This window comes from Pseudomonas sp. BIOMIG1BAC, from assembly GCF_001705995.2.
Classification (GTDB): Bacteria; Pseudomonadota; Gammaproteobacteria; order Pseudomonadales; family Pseudomonadaceae; genus Aquipseudomonas; species Aquipseudomonas sessilinigenes.
On the sequence record NZ_CP049045.1, the window covers coordinates 7486530 to 7509906 of the forward strand.

Here is a 23377-nt window from a genome sequence, read left to right on the forward strand (position 1 = left end):
CCCAGCGTTTGCCCGGGCGACCACACGAATACAGAGGTTTTGGCCTGTCTCCGGGACCTGTCGCCAATCCAGGCAAACGAGTGGCCAGACGGGCAATGACCTGGCCGGCGCCGGCGCCTATAATGCCGGGCTTTGTGCCCCCTGCCCGCTTCGGAGCCCGCATGACCCAGGATCAACTCAAACAGGCCGTCGCCCAGGCCGCCGTCGACCTCATCCTGCCGAAACTCGACGACAAGAGCATCGTCGGGGTCGGCACCGGCTCCACCGCCAACTGCTTCATCGACGCCCTGGCCCAGCACAAGGGCGCCTTCGACGGCGCCGTGGCCAGCTCCGAAGCCACCGCCGCGCGCCTCAAGGGCCATGGCATCCCGGTGTACGAGCTCAACACCGTCAGCGAGCTGGAGTTCTACATCGACGGCGCCGACGAAAGCGATGCACACCTGAACCTGATCAAGGGCGGCGGCGCGGCCCTGACCCGGGAAAAGATCGTCGCGGCCGTGGCCAAGACCTTCATCTGCATCGCCGATGCCAGCAAGCTGGTCCCGGTGCTGGGCGCTTTCCCGCTGCCAGTGGAAGTGATCCCGATGGCCCGCAGCCACGTGGCACGCGAGCTGGTGAAGCTCGGCGGCGACCCGGTGTACCGCGAAGGCGTGATCACCGACAACGGCAACATCATCCTCGACGTGCATAACATGCAGATCAGCAACCCGGTGGAACTGGAAAGCCAGATCAATGCCATCGTCGGCGTGGTCACCAACGGCCTGTTCGCCGCACGCCCCGCCGATGTGCTGCTGCTGGGCACCGCTGAAGGCGTGAAGACCCTCAAGGCCTGATGCCCCGAGCCAGCGCAGGCGCTCACCGGGCGCCCGCACTGGCAGCACATGGCTTATTCCCCAGGCTTCCTGAAGACGTAGAACAGGTTCGGCTCGCTGACCAGGTACAGCGTGCCCGCCGTGTCCATGGCCATTCCTTCTGCCTGGGGCACCGCCTTGCTCAAGCCTTGGCGCCCCCTACCCAATGCCAGGGTACTCAACGGACGCCCCTCGGTATCCAGCTCTACGATCAGCCGCGATTCATCCGACAAGGCCAGCAGATGCCCGCTGCCCGCGTCGTACTGCAAGCTGGAGAGATCACGCACGAACAACCCCGCGTCGCGTTTGGGATCATTCACCACATGCATGCCACGAGGCGCGTACGGGTCGCTGTCGGGAAAGCCCCGCACCTCATAGATCAGCATCGGATCGCGCTCCTTGGCGACGAACAGCCGCTTGCCCGAGGCATCGTAGGCCAGGCCTTCGAACCCCTTGTTGCCTCCCAGGTGCATGCCTAGGGTCACCTGCTCGGACAGCGCCGCATCCACCTGCGTCGTGTCCTCTTGCAGGTGAATCTTCACCAACCGCTGCTGGCGCTCATCGCTGATGACGTAAGTATCGGCACTGATGAACTCCACCGCCTCCGGATCCGTGAAGCCGGCCAGGGCGATCCGCCGGAGAACCTGCCCCTCCAGGGACAGCTCGATCAGCTCGGCGTTCTTGTTGGTAACGGTGAACAGGCTATTGCGCAGCGGGTCGTAGGTCAGCGCCGAGACATCGTCCAGGCCCTCGATGGGCTGCGCCTCACGCACCACTCGGTAATCGCCCAGGCTCAGCGAGCGAGGATCACCCGCCTGCCAGTAGGCCTGCCAGTCGAACCAGGCGCGCTGCCACAACCGCTGGTTATGCGCGAACGCGACAAACAGCACGGCCACCAGGCAGAGCAATAGAGAGAGGGAATGAAGACGACTCAGAGGGTACATGGCAGACAGGCTCGAAATCAGGACAGGCCGATGAAATATCACAGCCGACTGAATTCAAGCTTAATCCGCGGGAAGGCCCGGGAAACCGGGCCAGGACTCAGCGCTTCTCGAAGCGGTAGAACAGATTGGGCTCACTGACCATATACAGGTTGCCAGCTTCGTCCATGGCTACGCCTTCGGCCCGCGGAATGGTGTGTTCCAGGCCGTTGAAACCACCGAGCAGGGTCATGAAGCTGACTTGTTCGCCTTGCTCGTCCAATTCCAGCAACAGGTGGGAGTCGGCAGACAGCACCAGGGTATGACCGGTGCGCGGGTCGATCCCCAACGCCGATAGATTGCGCAGGTCGAGCTCATCGCTAGGCAGCTTCTGCTTGTCGCCCTTGAGCACGGTACCGTCGCTGCTCCAGGTGAACAACGCCGGCGGACGCTCCTCTCCCAACAGCAGTTGCTGCTTGCGCGGGTCCCAGGCCACAGCCTCGAAAGCCTTGTTCTGGTCTGCCGAGGGGCCCAGGTCATACTTCGGGAAGTCCGCGATGTTCAGCTCCCTGGTATTGCCATCGACCTTGACGACCACCAGCGAATGCTCACGCTCATCGACAATCGCCAGCAGGCCGTTTTCCATGACTGCCACCCCTTCCGGGTTGCTCCAGCCCACCAGGGGAATCTTGCGCAGGACATCGCCCTGCAGGGTCAACTCCACCAGGAACGGGTGTTTGCCCATCACCGAAAACAGGGTCTTGGTCTGCGGGCTGTAGGAAAGATCGGAAGCTTCATCACGCTCCATGCCCGGCAGGACCTTCGCATCGATCACCGCGCGATAGGCAGGCAGCCAGATACTGGCGTTGCGCTCGGCAGGACTGACGAAGCCTTCCTGGACCCAAAGCGCACCACGGTCATCCCAGTGCATGATGCTGGCGACGCCATAGCTGATCACCCCGGCCAACAGCAGCCAGGAATACCAACGCATGCGCAGGCGGCGCAGAGTAAAAGGCTTGGTCAGCGGTTGGGCATCCATTTCACAGATTCCAGAAGCTCGGCCATAGGTAATAGCACGCAGATTTCACATCCGCGAACGGTAGACCCGGTGATTATCCAGAGAGAATGTGAAAAAACGGTTAATGCCCTGGCGTTTTTACGAGGCGTCCAGATATTCAGGGCCGCCTCGCAGAAAGTTTCCGATCAACGGACGCTACTGGTAAAGCGACTGGCGCCTGGCAACTCCAGTACCAGCTCATCCCCCACGTTCAGCGGACCCACACCCACCGGTGTGCCGGTGAGAATCACATCGCCAGCTTGCAGGGAGAAGCAGCCAGCCATGTACTGGATCATGGGGACAATGGGATTGAGCATGATGCTGCTGTTGCCATCCTGGCGCACCTCGCCATTGATGGTCAGGCGAATGCCAATATCGCCCAGGTCGGCAAAGGTGCTGCCCACTACAAAGGGCGCGATCACCGCCGCGCCATCGAACGACTTGGCGATTTCCCAGGGCAGGCCCTTGGCTTTCAGTTCGGCCTGCTTGTCCCGCAGGGTCAGGTCCAGGGCCGGGGCGAAGCCGGAAATGGCATCCAGCACCTCTTCACGGCTGGGCTTGGTGGACAGCGGCTTACCGATCAACACGGCAATCTCGGCCTCGTAATGCACCGAGCCACGCTCGGTAGGAATGGCGAAACCGCCCTCCAGGGGAACGACGCAGCTACCGGGCTTGATAAACAACAAGGGCTCGGTGGGAACCGGGTTGTCCAGCTCCTTGGCGTGCTCGGCGTAGTTGCGACCGATGCATACCACCTTGCCCACCGGGAAATGAATCCGGGTACCGTCGACATACTGGTGCTGATAGCTCATTACCGACTCCTGCTCGTACGCGTGCTCTGGACGCTGCCTGGATTCAGGCAGCGAAGATCTTGCCCGGATTCATGATGCCGTTCGGATCGAATACCGCCTTGACCGCCTTCATGTACTCGATCTCCACCGGCGAGCGGCTATAGGTCAGGTAATCGCGCTTGGTCATGCCTACGCCATGTTCCGCGGAGATCGAGCCATTGTGCTTCTCGACGGTTTCGAACACCCATTTGTTGACCGTGGCGCACTTGGCGAAGAACTCGTCCTTGCTCAGGTTGTCCGGCTTGAGGATGTTCAGGTGCAGGTTGCCGTCGCCGATATGGCCGAACCAGACGATCTCGAAGTCCGGGTAGTGCTTGCCGACGATGGCGTCGATTTCCTGGAGGAATGCCGGCACTTTCGACACCGTGACCGAGATGTCGTTCTTGTACGGGGTCCAGTGGGAGATGGTCTCGGAGATGTACTCGCGCAGCTTCCACAGATTCTGCAGCTGGGTTTCGCTCTGGCTCATCACGCCATCCAGGACCCAGCCCTGCTCGACGCAATGCTCGAAAGTCTCCAGGGCGTGGTTGGCCACCTCTTCGGTGGTGGCTTCGAATTCCAGCAGGGCGTAGAACGGGCAGTCGGATTCGAATGGCGCCGGTACGTCGCCACGGGCCAGGACCTTGGCCAGCGCCTTGTCGGAGAAGAACTCGAAAGCCGTCAGGTCGACCTTGCCCTGGAACGCATGCAGCACCGGCATGATCGAGTCGAAGTCAGGCGTGCCCAGGACCATGGCGGTGAGGTTCTTCGGCGCGCGATCCAGGCGCATGGTGGCCTCGACCACGAAACCCAGGGTGCCCTCGGCGCCGATGAACAACTGGCGCAGGTCGTAGCCGGTGGCGTTCTTGATCAGGTCCTTGTTCAGTTCAAGCAGGTCGCCGTTACCGGTGACCACCTTCATGCCAGCCACCCAGTTACGGGTCATTCCGTAGCGAATGACCTTGATCCCGCCGGCATTGGTGCCAATATTGCCGCCAATTTGGCTGGAACCTGCCGAAGCGAAGTCCACCGGGTAGTACAGGCCGTTTTCTTCCGCCAGGTTCTGCAGTTGCTCGGTGACCACGCCCGGCTGGCACACTGCGGTGCGATCGGTCAGGTTCAGTTCGAGAATCTGGTTCATGTAGTCGAAGGACACCACCACTTCGCCGCTGGCCGCCACGGCAGCGGCCGACAATCCGGTACGACCGCCCGAAGGCACCAGCGCCACCTTGTGCTGGTTGGCCCAGCGGACGATGGCCTGGACCTGTTCGATGGTCTTGGGGAACACGATGGCCGTGGGTGCGGGGGCGAAGTGCTTGGTCCAATCCTTGCCGTAGGCATTCAGCGAGTCGGCGTCGGTCAGCACCTTGCCGGGCTCAACCAGGGTCTTCAGCTCATCAATCAGGGCAGGATTGGTCATCGACAGAACTCTCGAACAATTCATGGTCATCCTGAGAACGCTTCACGTCGCAGGAATGAGTGTTTAGCGGGGCGCGTATGCTAGCATACCGCCCCCGCAGAAGAGTGCCCAAGGGCCTTCTGCGGTGTCGGCTTCGCGCCGTCCAGGTCAGCTCAAGCTGTCCAATTCCCTGCCATTTTTCTCCGGGACACAGGTTTACGCAGATGAGCAAGACTTCTCTCGATAAGAGCAAGATCAAGTTCCTTCTCCTCGAAGGCGTCCACCAATCCGCTGTCGACGTCCTCAAGGCCGCCGGCTACACCAGCATCGAGTACCTCACCAGTTCTCTGCCGGAAGCCCAGCTCAAGGAAAAGATCGCCGATGCACACTTCATCGGTATTCGCTCCCGTACCCAACTGACCGAAGAGATCTTCGACCACGCGAAGAAACTGGTCGCAGTAGGGTGCTTCTGCATCGGCACCAACCAGGTTGACCTGGCTGCTGCTCGCGAGCGCGGCATCGCAGTGTTCAACGCGCCTTACTCCAACACCCGCTCGGTAGCCGAGCTGGTACTGGCCGAGGCCATCCTGCTGCTACGCGGCATCCCCGAGAAAAATGCATCCTGCCACCGTGGCGGCTGGATCAAGAGCGCAGCCAATTCCTTCGAAATCCGCGGCAAGAAGCTGGGTATCGTCGGTTATGGCTCCATTGGCACCCAGCTGTCGGTCCTGGCCGAGGGCCTGGGCATGCAGGTGTTCTTCTACGACACCGTGACCAAGCTGCCGCTGGGCAACGCCACCCAGGTGGGCAACCTGCACGAGCTGCTGGGCATGTCCGACATCGTGACCCTGCACGTACCGGAAACCGCAGCCACCCAGTGGATGATCGGCGAGAAGGAAATCCGTGCCATCAAGAAGGGCGGCATCCTGATCAACGCTGCTCGCGGTACCGTGGTCGAGCTGGACGCCCTGGCGGACGCGATCAAGGACAAGCACCTGATCGGCGCAGCCATCGACGTGTTCCCGGTCGAGCCACGCTCCAATGACGAAGAGTTCGAAAGCCCGCTGCGCGGCCTGGACAACGTGATCCTGACCCCGCACATCGGCGGTTCCACTGCCGAAGCCCAGGCCAACATTGGCCTGGAAGTGGCCGAGAAGCTGGTCAAGTACAGCGACAACGGTACCTCGGTGTCCTCGGTCAACTTCCCCGAAGTGGCCCTGCCTGCCCACCCTGGCAAGCACCGTCTGCTGCACATCCACGAGAACATTCCGGGCGTGATGAGCGAGATCAACAAGGTCTTCGCCGAAAACGGCATCAACATCTCCGGCCAGTTCCTGCAGACCAACGAGAAGGTCGGCTACGTGGTGATCGACGTCGACGCCGAATACTCGGACCTCGCTCAAGAGAAACTGCAGCACATCAACGGCACCATCCGTTGCCGGGTGCTGTTCTAAGAGCAGCTGCAAACGGCAAGTTTCAAGCGGCAAGCAAGGGCCCGCCCTGGTTTGTAGCTGCAGCCTTGTAGCTAGCCGTACAAAAAAGGGAGCCTTGATGGGCTCCCTTTTTTTGCGCGGCATTTACGTTTATTTCACTGTCACTGTGATTTTCTTGGAGACGATCACCGGGTCGAACGGTACGTGGTTCTTGTCTCCCAGCTCCAGTTGCAGGGTGTGCTTGCCCGGGGCCAGGGTCACTTCGGTCTCGGTCTGGGCCTTGCCGAAATGCAGGTGCTTGGCGTCCATCGGGATCGGCATGTTCTCGGCCGGCAGTTGGTCGACATCGATCAGCAGGTGATGGTGGCCGGTATTGGCGGCCTGGTCGCCAGCCGGCGCCAGGGCAATGCCCTCGACGCCGAACTTGACCTTGAAGGTCTTGTCCACGGTATCCCCGTCAGCTGGAGATACGATGAACACCTTGGCACCGGCGGGTGCCTGAGTACGAGGAATTTCAGCGGCGCCGACCTGCAATGAGGCCCCCAGCAACAGGCCGGCCAGTGCCGCGCAAGACATGAATTTATTCATTTTTTTCTCCAGTTTTCCGCAAATCTTTTACGGTTATGACAACTTCGTGGCGATTCGTTGTCGAAGGCACTCAACACCTTAGCAAAGCGAGCCTGAATGGCGCATCGCTCATATGACTTCAAGGAGTGACCATGCGTTTGCCTGGCCTGATACTTTTGCTACCTCTGGTAAGCCTCTGCGCCCAAGCCGAACTGATTGACGACATCAACGACCGTGGTGAACTGCGCATTGCCCTGGAAGCCGATACACCCCCCTTCAACTTCAAGGACGAAGGCAGGCTCACCGGCTTCGAGGTCGAACTGGGGCAGTTGCTGGCCAGCGAACTGGACGTACGCGCCGACTTCGTCGTGACCGAGGCCGCCGAGCTGCTGCCTGGTGTCGAGAGCGGTCGCTTCGACGTCGCCATCAACCACATAGCAGTGACCCCGGAACTCAAGGATCGTTTCGACTTCAGCGAACCCTATAGCTACTCCAACGCCCAACTGATCGTGCGCAAGGAAGAACAACGCCCACTCTTCAACCTGCAATCCCTGCGCGGCCGGGCCCTCGGTGTGGCCCAGGGCAGCCAGTTCGTCGACCAGGCACGGACCGTGGAAGGGATCAACCTGCGCAGCTATGCCGACGCCCAGCAGCCGATCAAGGATGTAGCGGACAAGCAGATCGATGCCGCCATCAGCGATCGCCTGCTGATCCCCTACGCCATTCGTGACAGCCGCCTGCCAGTGAAGGAAGGCGCCAAGGTGGGGCCTACCCTGAGCCTGGCCATTCCCTTCCAGAAGGGTAATCCGGCCTTTCGCGCCAGCCTGAACGGCGCCCTGCAGCGGATCAAGGCCGATGGCCGGCTGATGACCCTGTCGGAAAAATGGTTCGGCATCGACGCCAGCAAACCGCCCAAGGGCGAGACCGAGCAATAAACCTGAGCTGTAGCCACTGGCGCAGGCCGCGAAGGGCTCGAAGGATTGCACCGCAGGGACGCCAAGGGTTTGGCGGGAGTACGCCAAGCGAGGCGCGGCGGGCCTTATCGCAGCCTCACTGAAACTCGACAGCGGTTACGAGGACAATGCGGCGAGGGCCCTGGCGACCTCGAGCAGTTGCAACTCGCTGAAGACCTGCACGCCATGTTGCTTGAGCAAGGCGGCGGTGACGCCCTCTCCCGGGACCTTGACCCCACTGAAGGTGCCGTCATAGGTCAACAGGTTGCCGCAAGACGGGCTGTTGGCCTTGAGCACGGCAATACGGATGCCGTGTTTTTCCACCAGGGCCAAAGCCTGCCGGGCCCCGGAGAGGAACTCGGCGCTGACATCTTCACCTTCCGTGGTCATCACCGGTGCCCGCCCCTGCAGCACATCGACGCCCTGGCCACCCGGGATTTCCGCCGCGGCCCGTGGTGTCGGCAAGCCACCAGCCACTTCCGGGCACAGCGCCACCACGCGCCCTTCCTGCTGCCAGGCCGCCAATTGATCGAAGGGGCCGCTGGCACCACCGTCGTAGCGTACGCGGTGGCCCAGCAGGCAGCGGCTGACCAGGATCTTGTGCATGGTCAGAACGGCTCGTTGCCACGGCGCCGGAACCAGCCGGTCAAGGACAGGCGTTCCCGGGTCGCGGGCAGGACTTCATGGGGCATTTCGCCGGAGAGGAATACCACTAGCCGGCCGCCGATCGGATCGACATCGTGCTCGCCGCGCTCCCCCAGGTACATGCGCAGTTGCCCGCCATGCTCGGGCAGCCATTGCGAGTTGAGGTAGATCACCGCCGACACCATGCGCCGGTCATCGTCGCGAAAGCGGTCCACATGGCGCTTGTAGAAGGCCCCTGGTGGATACATCGCGAAATGACACTCGAAATCCTCCAGGCCGAGGAACAGGCCGCGGTTCAAGGCTTCGCGCAGGCTGTCCATGAGCGCCAGGTAGGCGTCGCTGGCCTCGGCCTGGCCGGGCTCGAGCCACTGGATATGGTCGCCGCGGATGCCCTCGCGGATTTCCTGGGCAGGGCCGCGCCCAACCGCCGCTGGAGCCAGTTCGCCCTCGGCGGCACGTTTACGGCACTCGGCAGCCAGGTCGAGGGTCAGAGCCTCAGGCAGGAAAATATCCTGCTGCGACCAGCCACGGGCGGCCAGGTCGTCGACGATGCTCAACAACAGCGGATGATCAGAGGGTATGTGCATGGCGCGCATAGTATCCAGCCGCAGATAAATCTGACAGAGCCGCAGGGCGGCAGATTCAGCTTTTTTTCCAACGTGCCTGGAACCATGACTTCATCTGATACGAATTCTCGACAACCACCCTCTTGCCCCGGAGAATAGTCGCCTGCTGACAGGAGTCCTTATGCGCCGTTTGCTTTTCTCACTGTTGATCCTCTGCACCATGCCCGCCTGGGCAGACAGCCACGACCAGTTGTACAAGGTCGCCGGTTGGGCGCAGCAACGCGCGCACTTCAGCGATGCCCTCAACGCCGCCCAGCAGCGCTATCAGAACAGCCTGCCGCCAGCGGTCTACCAGGCCCTGGTGGACAACAGCAACCAGCGCTTCGCCCCCCAGGCCGTGGACAACCGGGCCGAGGAGCAACTACGCCAGCACTTGGCCGACCCGGCTCCCGCCCTGAATTTTTTCCAATCCCCCCTGGGCCGCAAGATCGTCGCCGCAGAACTGCTGGCTACCCGCCGCGACCAGTTGGCCAAGAACGCCCAGGGCCTGCCGAAGATGCAGGCCAGCGACAACCGTCAATTGATCATCGGCCACTTGGCCCAGGCCTTGCCCGCGCGCGAGGCCGGCGCGGAAGTCACCCTGGCCATCGCCGGGGTCGCGGCCGACAGCCTGAGCCAGATGATTCCCGGCCTGCTGGGCAACGGCCAGGCCCAGGGCATGCTCAACGGCCAGCGCCAGCGCCTGATGCAACAGATTGGTGCCGACTTGAACAATACCCTGCTGTACGTCTACCGGGACCTGTCCGATACCGAGCTGGAAGAGTTCGCCACTTTTGCCGAATCCGCCGAAGGCAAGGCCTATTACCAAGCGGCCCTGGCCGCGATCCGCGCGGGCCTGGCGGTAGGCCAGAACACCTCCAGCCTCGCGCCCTGATCCGGCCACTCACCTGTAGCCGCTGCCGAGCCTGCGAGGCGGCGCAAAGGGCCGCAGAACCTTGCCAGGCGATCGCCTACCCAACCAGCGACCTTGAAACCTGGCAGCCTAGGCCAGCGCCTCAGTGGCCACCGGCTGCAAGGCAGGCACGCTCCTGCGGCTCAAACGTGCCGCGCCAGGAACGCGAAATACTGGTCGCGGTACAGCGGCACTTCATTAGCCAAGTGATGCCGCGCTTCCGGCAGCATCAGCACCTCGGGCGCATTGAACTTGCTGCGGATCACCTGCAGGTTGTGCTGCCAATCCACGGTCATGTCCGCTTGCCCCTGCACGATCACCGGCTGCCTGTTGCTGCGCGGGGCTGCCTCCAACCGCTTGATCCAGCGCGCCAGCGCACCGACCCAGGCCGTCGGCAGGCGCTGGGGCTGCAAGGGGTCGGCCTGGAGGAACGCGAGGAAGTCCTGGTCGTTGGAGTTCTCGCTGAACCGCCGGGCGATGCCGGTGACGAAAGGCCGCAGCAGGTAGTAGCTGAGCAGCGACCAGCCCCACGCCCGGGGCCTGACCAGCGGCGATAGCAGAAACACCTGGCCCTGGGCCGGGCTTTGCGCACCCTGGTTGAGCAAGTGATCCATGACGATAGCCCCGCCGGTGCTTTGCCCGAACAGGTGCCAGGGCGTGGGCAGCTCCAGGGCCCGCGCTTGCTCGAACAACCCCTGCAGCACTTGCTGGTACACCGCGAAGTCGTCGATGCTGGCCCGTTCGCCACTGGACAGGCCATGGCCGGGCAAGTCACAGGAAATCACCACGAAATCCCGTTGCAGCGCCCACTCGATCACATGCCGGTATAGGCCCATGTGGTCGTAGAAGCCATGGAACAGGAACATCGTCGCCCGCGGCTGCGCTGGCCACCAGACCTGGCAGACCACCTCATAACCCTCCACCTGGAAGCGCCCCAAGCGGCTGCGGGGCACTCGCGCACGCCCAGCGAAGTCCAGGCCGTAGAAACGCTGGTAGGCCTGGCCCTGATCCGACAGGGGCTGCCCATCGGCCAGTGATTGCAGGCTGGCGCGCAGGAGGTCGGGGTCGAAGGTCGTAGGCATGGATGTTTCCAAAACGGGGTACCGGGCAAAACGGGCTTTGTGGGCCTGCGATATTCATCTGTCGCGGCAAGCATGGCAAGCTACGCGACCTTCGAGGACCGATCCCCATGCGCCAGCCCTACCGCACGACCCTGCTTGCCAGCCTGCTCGTCCTGATTTGCGCCGCCGTCCTGTGGAGCGCCTACGACTGGTTCCAGGGCCGCTACCTGCGCGCCTTCAGCGAGCATACGGCGATGTTCTCCGGCGATGCCCTGCAGTTGCCAGAGGAACTGGCCGGCCCGGGAGCGATTCGCCTGGTGCACTTCTGGGACCCGGCCTGCCCCTGCAACGTCGGCAACCAGCAGCACCTGGCCGAGCTGATCGAAACCTATGGCCCCCGGGGCGTGGAGTTCTACACCGTGCAAAAGCCAGGCAGCCATGATCGGTTACCAGGCAACCTGGACCGGCTCAAGCCCCTGCACAACCTGCCCGGAGCCGAACAGATCCCCGCCAGCCCGGCCGTGGCGATCTGGGACCGCAACGGCCAGCTGGCCTACTTCGGCCCCTACAGCGAAGGCCTGACCTGCAACTCCAGCAACAGCTTCATCGAACCCATTCTCCAGGCCCTGCAGGAAGAGCGCGGGGTCAGCGCCACCCATACCCTGGCGGTGGGCTGCTACTGCCCCTGGGCCAGCGGCAACGACCAAGGCATTCACGACTAATCGAGGACTGCCTCCTGCGCACTGCTGTCCAGATGTGCTACATGTCTGCTGCCCGAGCAAGACGGCACTGAACACAACAACAGCAAGGAGCTCGCATGAAACGCAGCCTGACCGTCGTCGCCGTGTTGGTCCTCGCCCTGCTGGCGGGCATCGGCGGGTATCTGTACAGCAAGCAGCCGGTGCGCCAGGGCCAGGTGGAGATCAGCGGCCTGCAAGGCTCGGTCACGGTGCGCTACGACGAGCGCGGCGTACCGCACATCCGCGCGGAGAACGAAACCGACCTGTATCGCGCGCTGGGCTACGTGCATGCCCAGGACCGTCTGTTCCAGATGGAAATGCTGCGACGCCTGTCCCGTGGCGAGCTGGCCGAGATCCTCGGGCCCAAGCTGCTCGATACCGACAAACTGTTCCGCAGCCTGCGCATCCGCGAGCGAGCCGATAGCTACGTAGCCGCGCTGGACCGCCAGTCCCCGGCCTGGAAGGCCCTGGAAGCCTATCTGGACGGTATCAACCAGTATCAGGAAAGCCACGCCCAACCCATGGAGTTCGACGTCCTGGGCATCCGCAAGCGGCCCTTTACCGCCGAAGACACTGTCAGCGTCGCCGGGTTCATGGCCTACAGCTTCGCCATGGCCTTTCGCTCCGAGCCCGTGCTGACCTACATCCGCGACGAACTGGGCAACGACTACCTGAAGATCTTCGACCTGGACTGGCAACCCAAGGGCGTGCTGGCCAAAGGCAAGCCACAACCGTCCCTGCCCCTGGCCACCATTGATTGGCAGGACCTGGGCCGCATCGCCCACCTGAGCCAGCAAGCCCTGGTGGAGGCCGGGTTGCCGCAATTCGAAGGCAGCAATGCCTGGGCCGTGGCCGGCAGCCGGACCAAAAGCGGCCGCCCGCTGCTGGCCGGCGACCCGCATATCCGCTACTCCCTGCCGTCGGTGTGGTACGAAGCGCAGCTGTCGGCACCGGGCTTCGAGCTCTACGGCCACCACCAGGCCCTGGTGCCCTTTGCCTTCCTGGGCCACAACCTGGACTTCGGCTGGAGCCTGACCATGTTCCAGAACGACGATCTCGACCTGATCGCCGAGAAGCTCAACCCGGACAACCCCAACCAGGTCTGGTATCACGAGCAGTGGGTCGACCTGGCCAGCAGCCAGCAGCAGATCGCCGTCAAGGGCCAGGCACCGGTGACCTTGACCCTGCGCCAGTCGCCCCACGGCCCGATCATCAACGACATGCTCGGCAGCACCGTGGGCAAGGCCCCGGTGGCCATGTGGTGGGGTTTCCTGGAGACCCCCAACCCGATACTCGATGGCTTCTACCAGCTCAACCGCGCCGACACCCTGGCCAAGGTCCGCGCCGCGGCGGCCAAGGTCCACGCACCCGGACTGAATATCGTCTGGGCCAATGCCAAGGGCGATATCGGCTGGTGGGCTTCGGCGCTGCTGCCCAAGCGCCCGGCCGGTGCCAAGCCGGCCTTCATCCTCGACGGCAGCACCGCCATGGCGGACAAGGATGGCTTCTACCCCTTCAGCGCCAATCCCCAGGAAGAGAACCCGGCCCGGGGTTACATCGTCTCGGCCAACTTCCAGCCAGTCTCGCCCACCGGCATGGAGATCCCCGGCTACTACAACCTCCCCGACCGCGGCCAGCAACTGGATCGCCAACTCAGCGACAAGAGCGTGAAATGGGACCTGGAGAACACCCAGAAGCTGCAACTGGGCACCACCACCGCCTACGGCCCGCGCCTGTTGGCACCTCTGCTGCCAGTACTGCGTGAAGTGGTCAGCGCCCCAGAGGAACTCAAGCTGGTGGAGCAACTGGCGCAATGGCAAGGCGACTATCCGCTGGAATCCACCAACGCCACCCTGTTCAACCAGTTCCTGTTCGAACTGGCCAACGCCACCTTCCATGAAAAGCTCGGCGATGCTTTTTTCGATGCGCTGATCCAGGCCCGCGTTGTGGATGCCGCCCTGCCGCGCCTGGCGGCAGACCCCGATACACCCTGGTGGGACAACCGTGCCACCGCCCAGCGTGAAACCCGGGCCGACACGGTGAAAGTGGCCTGGCGCGCCAGCCTCGACCACCTCAAGCGCACGCTGGGGCCGAACCCGGCGCAATGGCGCTGGGGCACTGCCCACACCCTGACCCATGTTCATCCGCTGGGCATGCAAAAACCCCTGGACCGCGTGTTCAACGTCGGCCCCCTTGAGGCCCCCGGCAGCCATGAGGTGCCTAACAACCTCACCAGCAAGATCGGCCCGGCCCCCTGGTCGGTGGTCTACGGCCCTTCGACCCGGCGCATCATCGACTTCGCCGATCCGGCCCATAGCCTGACCATCAACCCGGTCGGCCAGAGCGGGGTGCTGTTCGACAAGCACTATGACGACCAGGCCGAGGCCTACATCGAAGGGGTTTACCAGCAGGCGCACTTCAGCGAAGAGGAAGTCACTGCCAACACCCGCAGTACCCTGAAACTGCTGCCGGCCCGCCGCCCCTGAACCAGGCGCCCTGGTAGCCGCCGCTGGCTACCAGGACGGCGGGGCGAAGTTCGCCCGGAACTGCTGCGGGGTCAGCCCCAGGCGGCGCTTGAACACACGGAGCAGGTGCTGGGCATCGCGAAACCCGCAGCGATAGGCCAGGGTCTTGAGCGGCGCCGACGAGCGCTCCAGCAGCGCCCGAGCGGCATCTACCCGCGCCCGCTCGACGAACTGTGCCGGGGTTATTCCAGCCTCACGAACAAAGACCCGGGAAAAGTTGCGTGGACTCATGCGCGCCGCACGCGCCAGCTCGCCGATACTCAGGTTGTCCTGCAGGTGATCCAGCACATGTTGCTGGACCTGGGCCACGACGGAGGTGGCTGTAGCCTGGGGCAGCAGGAACGGGCTGAACTGCGACTGGCCTCCCGCGCGCTGAGTGAACACCACCAGGCGCTTGGCCACGTTCAAGGCCACCTCGGCGCCCCAGTCCTTGGCCAGCAGATACAACGACAGGTCGATGCCGGCGGTGACCCCCGCCGAGGTGAACAGCCTGTCGTCCTCGACATACAGGCGATCGACCTCGACCCGGGTCGAGGGATACAAGGCCGCGAGCGCCGGCGCATCGCTCCAGTGGGTGGTCACCGTGCGTCCCTCCAGCAGGCCTGCCCGAGCCAGGATGAACGCGCCGTTGCAGATCGAACCGAAGCCCGCAGCCCGGGCACAAGCCCCGCGCAGCCAGGCGTCGAAGGCCGGGCCGAAGTCGCTGCCGGGGACTTGCGGCCCACCCGCCACCAGCAACAGGTCGAAGGCTTCCACAGCCTCTTCGAAGGAGCGCCGGGCCTGCAGCACCAGGCCGTTGGAGCAAACCTGCGCGCCGGCCTGGAGCCCGATTACCTCCAGGCGGTAATGGTCTTCGACCGGCAAGAACCGATTGGCCTCGCAAAATACGTCCATGGGGCCCGTCACATCGAGGGCCTGGACACCGGGAAACACCAGGATGGCAACGGATCTGGCCATGGCACGCACCTTCTTCTATGGGCCGGGCAGGCAAGCCCGACGCTGGATTGTCGCAACCAGGCCCCCGAGGCGACAGCCCATGGCCGTAAATGCCCCCAGGTTGGCCCGGATCGCAGCCCCGGATCGATTGTCCCCATGCCTGGCCAGGCACAGACTCTGGGCTCCAGCGCCAGCACGGCGCCCGCCACGAGGACCGCCCCATGAGCTCCACCATCGCCGGGATCAAGATTCCCGACAGCGCCCTGGCCCGGGCCACCACCGACTACATTCGCGATATCGAATCCGACTTGCTGTACCACCACTCGCGTAGGGTGTTCCTGTTCGGCGCCCTGAGCGGCGAACGCCGCCAGTTGCAATACGACCCACAGCTGCTGTACGTCGGCGCGATGTTCCACGACCTGGGCCTGGTGCCCGGCCACCGCAGCGACGACCAGCGCTTCGAAGTCGACGGCGCCAATGCCGCCCGGGACTTCCTCAAGCCCTACGGGCTGAGCGACGACGATATCGAGCAAGTCTGGCTGTCCATCGCCCTGCATACCACTCCAGGCATCCCCCAGCACCTGCGCCCCACCGTGGCCCTGGTCACAGCCGGGGTCGAGATGGACGTCCTGGGCATCGACTACGCGGCCTTCCCCAGCGCCCAGCGCGAGGCGGTGGTGCATGCCCATCCCCGGGGCGAAGGTTTCAAGGAGTGCATCATCTGCGCATTCGCCGACGGCCTGCGCCATCGGCCGCAGACCACCTTCGGCAACGTCAAGACCGATGTCCTGGCCGACCAGCAGCCTGGGTTCCAGCCGACGAACTTCGTCGAAGTGATTCGCCGCTCGCCCTGGGTTTCCTGAACCAGGATACGAGGCCAGAAACCACAACGCCCCTGGAAAGGGGCGTTGTGCTATTGCAACAGGCTCAAGCGGCTTGCGGCGCCTTGGGCCGGCGCACGTCCGGCTGTTTCCAGGAATCGGCGGCGCTCTCTTCGATGGCTTGCTGGATCGCCCGCTTGCGGGCCTCTTCGGCACGCCGGCTGAAGAACCAGACCAGGAAGGTCACCAGCGATACCGCCAGCAGGATCAGGCTGGCCACGGCGTTGATCTCCGGCTTGACCCCCAGGCGCACTGCCGAGAAGACTTCCATCGGCAAGGTGGTGGAGCCCGGGCCGGACACGAAGCTGGCCAGCACCAGGTCGTCCAGCGACAGGGCGAAGGACATCATGCCGCCCGCCGCCAGGGACGGGGCGATCATCGGGATGGTAATCAGGAAGAACACCTTGAAGGGCCGCGCGCCCAGGTCCATGGCCGCTTCTTCGATGGACAGGTCCAGCTCACGCAGGCGCGCCGACACCACCACCGCCACATAGGCCGCACAGAAGGTGGTATGGGCGATCCAGATGGTGACGATCCCCCGCTCCTGGGGCCAACCGATCATCTGCGCCATGGCCACGAACAGCAGCAACAGCGACAGACCGGTAATCACCTCGGGCATCACCAGCGGGGCGGTTACCAGGCCGCCGAACAGGGTGCGCCCCTTGAAGCGGCTGATCCGGGTCATGACGAACGCCGCCAGGGTGCCCAGGGCCACCGCCGCCACGGCGGTGTAGCAGGCGATCTCCAGGGAGCGCAGCACCGAGCCCATCAACTGGGTGTTGTCCAGCAGGCCGACATACCAGCTGACCGACCAACCGCCCCACACCGTCACCAGCCGCGAGGCGTTGAACGAGTAGATCACCAGGATCAGCATCGGCAGGTAGATGAACAGCAGGCCCAGGACCAGCATCAGGTTGGAGAAACTGAAGCGCTTCATTCCTTGGCCTCCATTTCTTTGGCCTGGCTACGGTTGAACAGGATGATCGGCACGATCAGGATCGCCAGCATCACTACCGCCAGGGCCGAGGCCACCGGCCAGTCACGGTTGTTGAAGAACTCCTGCCACAACACCTTGCCGATCATCAGGGTCTCCGGACCACCGAGCAATTCAGGAATCACGAACTCACCCACCACCGGGATGAACACCAGCATGCAGCCGGCGATGATGCCGTTCTTGGACAGCGGTACGGTGATCCTCCAGAAGCTGTTGAAGGTCCCCGACCCCAGGTCGGCAGCGGCTTCCAGCAGGCTCGGGTCATGCTTGACCAGGTTGGCGTACAGCGGCAGCACCATGAACGGCAGGTAGGAATAGACCACGCCGATGTACACCGCGGTGTTGGTGTTGAGAATCTGCAGCGGCTCGCTGATCCAGCCCATGGACATCAGGAAACCGTTGAGCAGGCCGTTGTTGCTCAGGATGCCCATCCAGGCATAGACGCGGATCAGGATCGCGGTCCAGGTCGGCATCATGATCAGCAGCACCAGCACGGTCTGCATTTCCTTGCGGGCACTGGCGATGGCATAGGCCATCGGGTAGCCGATCAGCAGGCAGAGGATGGTGCTGATGAATGCCATCTTCAGCGAGCCGAGGTAGGCGGCGATGTACAGCTCGTCGTCCCCGAGCATCGCGTAGTTGCCCAGGTTCAGTAGGATCTGCAGCTTCTGGTCGACGTAGCTGTAGATCTCGGTGTACGGCGGGATGGCCACGTCCGCTTCGGCGAAGCTGATCTTCAGGACGATGAAGAACGGCAGCATGAAGAACAGGAACAGCCAGATGAACGGAATCCCGATGACCAACTGGCGGCCTCCGGGAATTATTCGGTCGAGTCGGCGCTTGAGCTTTCGCATGTTCATGAGCGCAGTACCACGCCGCTGTCGTCTTCCCACCACACGTAGACCTGGTCACCCCAGGTCGGCCGCGCCCCGCGGCGCTCGGCGTTGGCGACGAAGGATTGCACCAGCTTGCCGCTCGGCAGTTCGACGTAGAACACCGAGTGGCCGCCCAGGTAGGCGATGTCGTGGACCTTGCCGCTGGACCAGTTGTATTCGCAGGTCGGCATCTCGGCGGTCACCAGGAGTTTTTCCGGGCGGATGGCGTAGGTCACCGACTTGTCCTGGACCGAGGTGCTGATGCCATGGCCGACGTAGATGTTGCGGTCCACGTCCTTGCAAGTGATCAAGGCATGGCCTTCGGCATCGTCCACCACTTCACCCTCGAAGATGTTGACGTTGCCGATGAACTCGCAGACCAGGCGGCTGACCGGGGTCTCGTAGATATCGATCGGGCTGCCGATCTGGGCGATCCAGCCCAGGTGCATGATGGCGATGCGCTCGGCCATGGTCATGGCCTCTTCCTGGTCGTGGGTCACCATCACGCAGGTCACGCCTACGCGCTCGATGATCTCCACCAGCTCCAGCTGCATCTGCGAGCGCAGCTTCTTGTCCAGGGCGCCCATGGGCTCGTCGAGCAGCAGCAGCTTCGGCCGCTTGGCTAGGGAACGGGCCAGGGCCACGCGCTGGCGCTGGCCGCCGGAGAGCTGGTGCGGCTTGCGCTTGGCGTACTGGCTCATCTGCACCAGCTTGAGCATCTCCGCCACCCGGGCATCGACCTCCGCCGTCGGGATCTTGTCCTGCTTGAGGCCGAAGGCGATGTTCTGCGCCACGGTCATGTGCGGGAACAGCGCATAGGACTGGAACATCATGTTGATCGGCCGCTCGTAGGGCGGCATGTCGGTGATGTCCACGCCATCGAGGAAGATCCGCCCCTCGGTAGGCCGCTCGAAGCCGGCCAGCATGCGCAGCAGGGTGGACTTGCCCGAACCGGAACCACCCAGCAGGGCAAAGATCTCGCCCTTCTTGATTTCCAGGGACACATCGTCCACGGCCACCGTCTCGTCGAACTTTTTCGTGACCCGGTCGATCTTGACCAACACCTGCTTGGGTGTCTGGTCGCCCTCGAGGGCTTTCTTATAGGCGCCGGAGGCAACTGCCATTTGCGAAACTCCCAACAAAATTTTCAGCCCGCCCCTGGTGGACGGGTCCCGGATAGTTTGAGCCTGTAGAACTATTTACCCGTCTTGACCTTGGTCCAGCTGCGGTTCATCAAGCGTTGGATACTGGCTGGCAACTCTATGGACACGTAAGTCTTGTCGAGCACGGCCTGCGGTGGATAAACCGCTTCATCGGTGCGAATGGACTGGTCCATCAGCTTGTCCGACCCGGGGTTGGGGTTGGCATAACCGACGTAGTCACTGACCTGGGCGATCACCTCAGGTTGCAGCAAATAGTTGATGAAGGCATGGGCCTCCTTGACGTTGGTCGAATCCTTGGGGATGGCCAGCATGTCGAACCACAGGGCGCCGCCTTCCTTGGGAATGGCGTAGGCGATGTTCACGCCCTTGCCGGCATCGGCAGCCCGGGCCCGGGCCTGGAACACGTCGCCGGAGAAGCCGACCGCCACGCAGATATTGCCGTTGGCCAGGTCAGAGATGTACTTGGACGAGTGGAAGTAGGTCACGTAGGGACGTACCGCCAGGAGCTTGGCCTCGGCCTTCTTGTAGTCCTGAGGGTTGGTGCTGTTGGCGTCCAGCCCCAGGTAGTTGAGCACCGTGGGCATCATTTCGTCGGCGGAATCGAGGAAGGCCACGCCGCAGCCGCTGAGCTTCTTGATGTTCTCCGGCTCGAACAGGGCGCTCCAGGAGTCGATCTTGTCCACACCTAGGGCGGCCTTCACTTTCTCGACGTTGTAGCCGATGCCGTTGGTGCCCCACAGATAGGGCACCGCGTATTGGTTACCCGGGTCGTTGGCCTCAAGACGCTTGAGCAACTTCGGGTCGAGGTTGGCATAGTTGGACAACAGGCTCTTGTCGAGCTTCTGGAACGCCCCGGCCTTGATCTGCTTGCCCAGGAAGTGGTTGGACGGCACTACCACGTCATAACCGGTACGACCGGCCAGCAATTTGCCTTCCAGGGTTTCATTGGAATCGAATACGTCATACAGCGGCTTGATACCCGTGGTCTTTTCAAACTCAGACAGGGTGCTCTGACCGATGTAGTCGGACCAGTTATAAATATGCACCGTCGGTGCCGCCTGAACGCCTGCCACCAGCGTCAGACTGGCGGCGACCAGCATGGCTTTGCGAAATAAAGAAATAGGCAAGTGGAGGTCCTCTTAAATAGTTGGGCCCAAGTTGCTCCGAGCTACCTGACAGCCCCCAAGCTGCCCAGCAACAAAACCGGCGCGCAACTTACCCTCGATAAACCAATCCAGCAAAACTTTCTGTCATTTATTTGTTCCCTGTTGCCGTCGTCGTCACGACAACGGCAACAGGTCTTGCTGAAAATCGGCTTACTTGCCGGATTTGATCTTGGTCCAGCTGCGAGTCAGGATGCGCTGGGTTGCGGCCGGCAGGTCGGCGATCGCATACAGCTTGGCCTGGACTTCAGCCGGTGGGTAAACGCCTGGATCGCTGGTGATGTCTTTATCGACCAGTGGGGTTGCAGCCGCGTTACCGTTGGGGAAGCGCACGGCGTTGGTGATCTCGGCCATGATTTCCGGCTTCTGCAGGAACGTCATGAACTTGTAGGCACCCTCGACGTTCTCTGCGTCCTTGGGAATGGCCACCATGTCGTAGAAGCTGCCAGCACCTTCCTTGGGAATGTTATAGCTGACCTTGACCTTGTCACCGGCTTCCGCAGCGCGGGCCTTGGCCTGGTAGATGTCACCCGAGTAACCCACGGCTACGCAGATATTGCCGTTGGCCAGGTCCGAGATGTATTTGGAGGAGTGGAAGTAGCCGATCGAAGGACGGATCTTGAGGAACAGCTTCTCAGCCTCGTCCAGTTGCTTCTTGTCCTGGCTGTCGGTCGGATAGCCCAGGTAGTGCAGCGCCACCGGGATCATCTCGGTCGGCGAATCGAGGAAGCTGATACCGCAGGACTTCAACTTCTCGGCGTTTTCCGGCTTGAACAACAGGTCCCAGGAGTTGGTGGGAGCATCGGCACCCAGCGCAGCCTTGACCTTCTCGGCGTTGAAGCCGATGCCGATCGAACCCCACATGTAAGGGAAGGCATGCTTGTTGCCCGGGTCACTCACCGATACCGCCTTGAGCAGCGACTCGTTGAGGTTCTTCCAGTTCGGCAACTTGGACTTGTCCAGGTCCTGGTAGACACCGGCCTTGATCTGCTTGGCCAGGAAGTTGTTGGAAGGCACTACCACGTCGTAACCGGACTTGCCGGCGAGCAACTTGGCTTCCAGGGTTTCATTGCTGTCGAAAACGTCATAGACAACCTTGATACCCGACTCGGCTTCAAACTTCTTGATGGTGTCTGGAGCAATGTAGTCGGACCAGTTGTATACGTGCAGCACTTTATCGTCCGCCTGTGCTGCCGCCGCCATCACGCCCATCAGGGACATGGCGAGGAGGGTCTTGCCAGCTAACTTCTTACCTAATGCCTTCATGCGTAATGCTCCAATTATTCTTTTTAACCACATTCTCGGTGATCAGGAGCCAGGACCAGGTTCCGGGCCACTAAAAACGGCGGGTAGTCTGGCAAGATCCAAGGCCGGCTTTCAAGAAAAGTCGGCCTTTAATCTGCCCTGGACACGGTGCCCGCAAGCACCGCGCCCAAAGCCTAGCACTCAGCCCTGCAGGACACTCAAGGTCAGGTCCAGGCACTTACGCGCCTTGGCCACCAACTCGTCGATTTCCGCCTCGCTGATCACCAGCGACGGGGCAATGATCATGGTGTCGCCCACGGCGCGCATGATCAGGCCGTTGTCGAAGCAGAACTGCCGGCAAATCATGCCCACGCCCCGGCCCTCGTAGCGCGCCCGGGTGGCCTTGTCCTTGACCAGTTCGATCGCCCCCAACATCCCCAGGCCACGAACTTCGCCCACCAGCGGGTGGTCGCTGAGCTCACGCAGACGCTTCTGCAAATACGGTGCCGTCTGGCTATGTACCTTCTCGACGATTTTCTCTTCGCGCAGGATGCGGATGTTTTCCAGGCCCACCGCTGCTGCCACCGGGTGGCCGGAATAGGTGAAGCCGTGGTTGAAGTCACCGCCCTCGCTGAGCACCTTGGCCACGGTGTCACGTACGATCACACCGCCCATGGGGATGTAACCGGAGGTCAGGCCCTTGGCGATGGTCATGAGGTCAGGCGCCAGGTCATAGTAGTCGGCGCCGAACCATTCGCCGGTGCGACCGAAGCCGCAGATCACTTCGTCGGCGACGAACAGGATCTCGTACTTGGCGAGGATTTCCTTGATCTTCGGCCAGTAGGTTTCCGGCGGGATGATCACACCGCCAGCGCCCTGGATCGGCTCGGCAATGAAGGCGGCAACGTTGTCTTCGCCGACTTCGAGGATTTTCTTCTCCAGTTGCTCGGCAGCCCACACGCCGAACTCATCCGGCGTCATGTCGCCGCCTTCGCCGAACCAATATGGCTGCGGGATATGCACGATGCCGGGAATCGGCAGGCCGCCCTGCTCGTGCATGCCGCTCATGCCGCCCAGGCTGGCGCCAGCTACCGTGGAACCGTGGTAGCCGTTGATGCGGCCGATGATGGTCTGCTTCTGCGGCTTGCCCTTGAGCGCCCAGTAATGGCGCACCATGCGCAGCACGGTGTCGTTGCCCTCGGAGCCGGAGCCGGTGAAGAACACATGACTCATGCCCTTGGGGGCCACGTCGATGATCGCCTTGGCCAGTTCCAGCGCCGGTGGGTGGGCAGTCTGGAAGAACAGGTTGTAGTACGGCAGTTCGCGCATCTGCTTGCTGGCCACCTCGGCCAGTTCGTCACGACCGTAGCCCACGGCCACGCACCACAGCCCGGCCATGCCGTCGAGAATCTGGTTGCCTTCACTGTCCCACAGGTACACGCCCTTGGCATGGGTGATGATTCGCGGCCCCTTCTCCTTCAGTTGATTGAAGTCGCTGAAGGGTGCCAGGTGGTGATCACTGCTGAGGGTTTGCCACTCGCGGGTTTGCGGGTTTTTATGAGTCATCAATGTCTCCTTAGTGTCAGTGAAGGCGCCACCGCCGGACAGCGGCGCCCGGCGT

The 23377-nt window shown here is 62.6% G+C and carries 22 protein-coding genes; 7 read left to right on the forward strand and 15 right to left on the reverse strand.

What is annotated here, in order from left to right:
* Positions 1-161 precede the first annotated feature (161 nt).
* On the forward strand, positions 162-833 hold the full coding sequence (gene rpiA / locus ATY02_RS34850) for a ribose-5-phosphate isomerase RpiA (protein WP_068575426.1): 672 nt from the start codon (positions 162-164) through the stop codon (positions 831-833).
* 53 nt (positions 834-886) lie between these two features.
* Here rpiA and ATY02_RS34855 read toward each other — a convergent pair whose 3' ends face one another.
* The 4 genes from ATY02_RS34855 to ATY02_RS34870 all read right to left on the reverse strand — a co-directional run bounded on the left by ATY02_RS34855 (position 887) and on the right by ATY02_RS34870 (position 5078).
* Positions 887-1795, reverse strand: a complete 909-nt coding sequence (locus tag ATY02_RS34855; protein WP_068575425.1) for an SdiA-regulated domain-containing protein — start codon at positions 1793-1795, stop codon at positions 887-889.
* A 97-nt stretch (positions 1796-1892) separates the two neighbouring features.
* Positions 1893-2810 (reverse strand): SdiA-regulated domain-containing protein, encoded by a 918-nt coding sequence (locus ATY02_RS34860; RefSeq protein ID WP_068575424.1) that lies wholly within the window; start codon positions 2808-2810, stop codon positions 1893-1895.
* A 164-nt stretch (positions 2811-2974) separates the two neighbouring features.
* A complete protein-coding gene (locus tag ATY02_RS34865; RefSeq protein ID WP_068575423.1) occupies positions 2975-3640 on the reverse strand; it encodes a fumarylacetoacetate hydrolase family protein in 666 nt (221 codons plus the stop codon).
* A gap of 43 nt (positions 3641-3683) precedes the next feature.
* Positions 3684-5078, reverse strand: coding sequence for an FAD-binding oxidoreductase (locus ATY02_RS34870; protein WP_068575422.1), 1395 nt, complete (start codon positions 5076-5078; stop codon positions 3684-3686).
* A gap of 203 nt (positions 5079-5281) precedes the next feature.
* Here ATY02_RS34870 and serA point away from each other — a divergent pair, with 203 nt between their 5' ends.
* Positions 5282-6511 carry a phosphoglycerate dehydrogenase gene (gene serA, locus ATY02_RS34875; RefSeq protein WP_068575421.1) on the forward strand — a complete coding sequence of 410 codons (1230 nt, stop codon included), beginning with the start codon at positions 5282-5284 and terminating at the stop codon, positions 6509-6511.
* 129 nt (positions 6512-6640) lie between these two features.
* Here serA and ATY02_RS34880 read toward each other — a convergent pair whose 3' ends face one another.
* On the reverse strand, positions 6641-7078 hold the full coding sequence (locus tag ATY02_RS34880) for a DUF4399 domain-containing protein (protein WP_068575420.1): 438 nt from the start codon (positions 7076-7078) through the stop codon (positions 6641-6643).
* Positions 7079-7209: 131 nt separating this feature from the next.
* On the opposite strand from ATY02_RS34880, the gene ATY02_RS34885 reads away from it, so the two are divergent.
* Positions 7210-7992, forward strand: a complete 783-nt coding sequence (locus tag ATY02_RS34885; protein ID WP_068575419.1) for a transporter substrate-binding domain-containing protein — start codon at positions 7210-7212, stop codon at positions 7990-7992.
* A gap of 135 nt (positions 7993-8127) precedes the next feature.
* On the opposite strand, the gene ATY02_RS34890 is transcribed toward ATY02_RS34885, so the two are convergent.
* Together ATY02_RS34890 and ATY02_RS34895 are read right to left on the reverse strand one after the other, a co-directional pair.
* Entirely contained in the window at positions 8128-8616 is a 489-nt protein-coding gene (locus tag ATY02_RS34890; RefSeq protein ID WP_068575418.1) for a DUF523 domain-containing protein, read from the reverse strand.
* Between the two features lie 2 nt (positions 8617-8618).
* Complete coding sequence (locus ATY02_RS34895) at positions 8619-9251, reverse strand: 2OG-Fe(II) oxygenase (RefSeq protein WP_068575417.1); 633 nt, start codon at positions 9249-9251, stop codon at positions 8619-8621.
* A gap of 151 nt (positions 9252-9402) precedes the next feature.
* Here ATY02_RS34895 and ATY02_RS34900 point away from each other — a divergent pair, with 151 nt between their 5' ends.
* The gene (locus ATY02_RS34900) at positions 9403-10155 is read left to right on the forward strand and encodes a DUF2059 domain-containing protein (protein WP_068575416.1); all 753 of its coding nucleotides are present in this window, start codon (positions 9403-9405) and stop codon (positions 10153-10155) included.
* Positions 10156-10316: 161 nt separating this feature from the next.
* On the opposite strand, the gene ATY02_RS34905 is transcribed toward ATY02_RS34900, so the two are convergent.
* Entirely contained in the window at positions 10317-11255 is a 939-nt protein-coding gene (locus ATY02_RS34905; protein ID WP_068575415.1) for an alpha/beta hydrolase, read from the reverse strand.
* A gap of 107 nt (positions 11256-11362) precedes the next feature.
* Between ATY02_RS34905 and ATY02_RS34910 the strand changes: the two genes are divergently transcribed.
* Both ATY02_RS34910 and ATY02_RS34915 read left to right on the forward strand, forming a co-directional pair.
* Positions 11363-11956 (forward strand): DUF6436 domain-containing protein, encoded by a 594-nt coding sequence (locus tag ATY02_RS34910; protein WP_068575414.1) that lies wholly within the window; start codon positions 11363-11365, stop codon positions 11954-11956.
* Between the two features lie 95 nt (positions 11957-12051).
* The gene (locus tag ATY02_RS34915) at positions 12052-14460 is read left to right on the forward strand and encodes a penicillin acylase family protein (protein ID WP_068575413.1); all 2409 of its coding nucleotides are present in this window, start codon (positions 12052-12054) and stop codon (positions 14458-14460) included.
* A 27-nt stretch (positions 14461-14487) separates the two neighbouring features.
* On the opposite strand, the gene ATY02_RS34920 is transcribed toward ATY02_RS34915, so the two are convergent.
* Complete coding sequence (locus tag ATY02_RS34920) at positions 14488-15456, reverse strand: GlxA family transcriptional regulator (protein ID WP_068575412.1); 969 nt, start codon at positions 15454-15456, stop codon at positions 14488-14490.
* Positions 15457-15656: 200 nt separating this feature from the next.
* Between ATY02_RS34920 and ATY02_RS34925 the strand changes: the two genes are divergently transcribed.
* A complete protein-coding gene (locus ATY02_RS34925; protein WP_068575411.1) occupies positions 15657-16298 on the forward strand; it encodes an HD domain-containing protein in 642 nt (213 codons plus the stop codon).
* A gap of 64 nt (positions 16299-16362) precedes the next feature.
* Here the strand turns inward: ATY02_RS34925 and ATY02_RS34930 are convergent, their stop codons facing one another.
* The 6 genes from ATY02_RS34930 to ATY02_RS34955 form a co-directional block, all read right to left on the reverse strand.
* Entirely contained in the window at positions 16363-17253 is an 891-nt protein-coding gene (locus tag ATY02_RS34930) for an ABC transporter permease subunit (protein WP_068575410.1), read from the reverse strand.
* Positions 17250-18170: an ABC transporter permease subunit gene (locus ATY02_RS34935; protein WP_022641702.1), complete on the reverse strand. Its 921-nt coding sequence runs from the start codon at positions 18168-18170 to the stop codon at positions 17250-17252. The genes ATY02_RS34930 and ATY02_RS34935 overlap by 4 nt, the downstream gene beginning before the upstream one ends.
* The gene (locus tag ATY02_RS34940; RefSeq protein WP_068575409.1) at positions 18167-19309 is read right to left on the reverse strand and encodes an ABC transporter ATP-binding protein; all 1143 of its coding nucleotides are present in this window, start codon (positions 19307-19309) and stop codon (positions 18167-18169) included. The genes ATY02_RS34935 and ATY02_RS34940 overlap by 4 nt, the downstream gene beginning before the upstream one ends.
* Positions 19310-19380: 71 nt before the next feature.
* A complete protein-coding gene (locus ATY02_RS34945; protein WP_068575408.1) occupies positions 19381-20475 on the reverse strand; it encodes a polyamine ABC transporter substrate-binding protein in 1095 nt (364 codons plus the stop codon).
* A 189-nt stretch (positions 20476-20664) separates the two neighbouring features.
* The gene (locus tag ATY02_RS34950) at positions 20665-21777 is read right to left on the reverse strand and encodes a polyamine ABC transporter substrate-binding protein (RefSeq protein WP_068575407.1); all 1113 of its coding nucleotides are present in this window, start codon (positions 21775-21777) and stop codon (positions 20665-20667) included.
* A gap of 180 nt (positions 21778-21957) precedes the next feature.
* Positions 21958-23322, reverse strand: a complete 1365-nt coding sequence (locus ATY02_RS34955; RefSeq protein ID WP_068575406.1) for an aspartate aminotransferase family protein — start codon at positions 23320-23322, stop codon at positions 21958-21960.
* Positions 23323-23377: the final 55 nt, after the last annotated feature.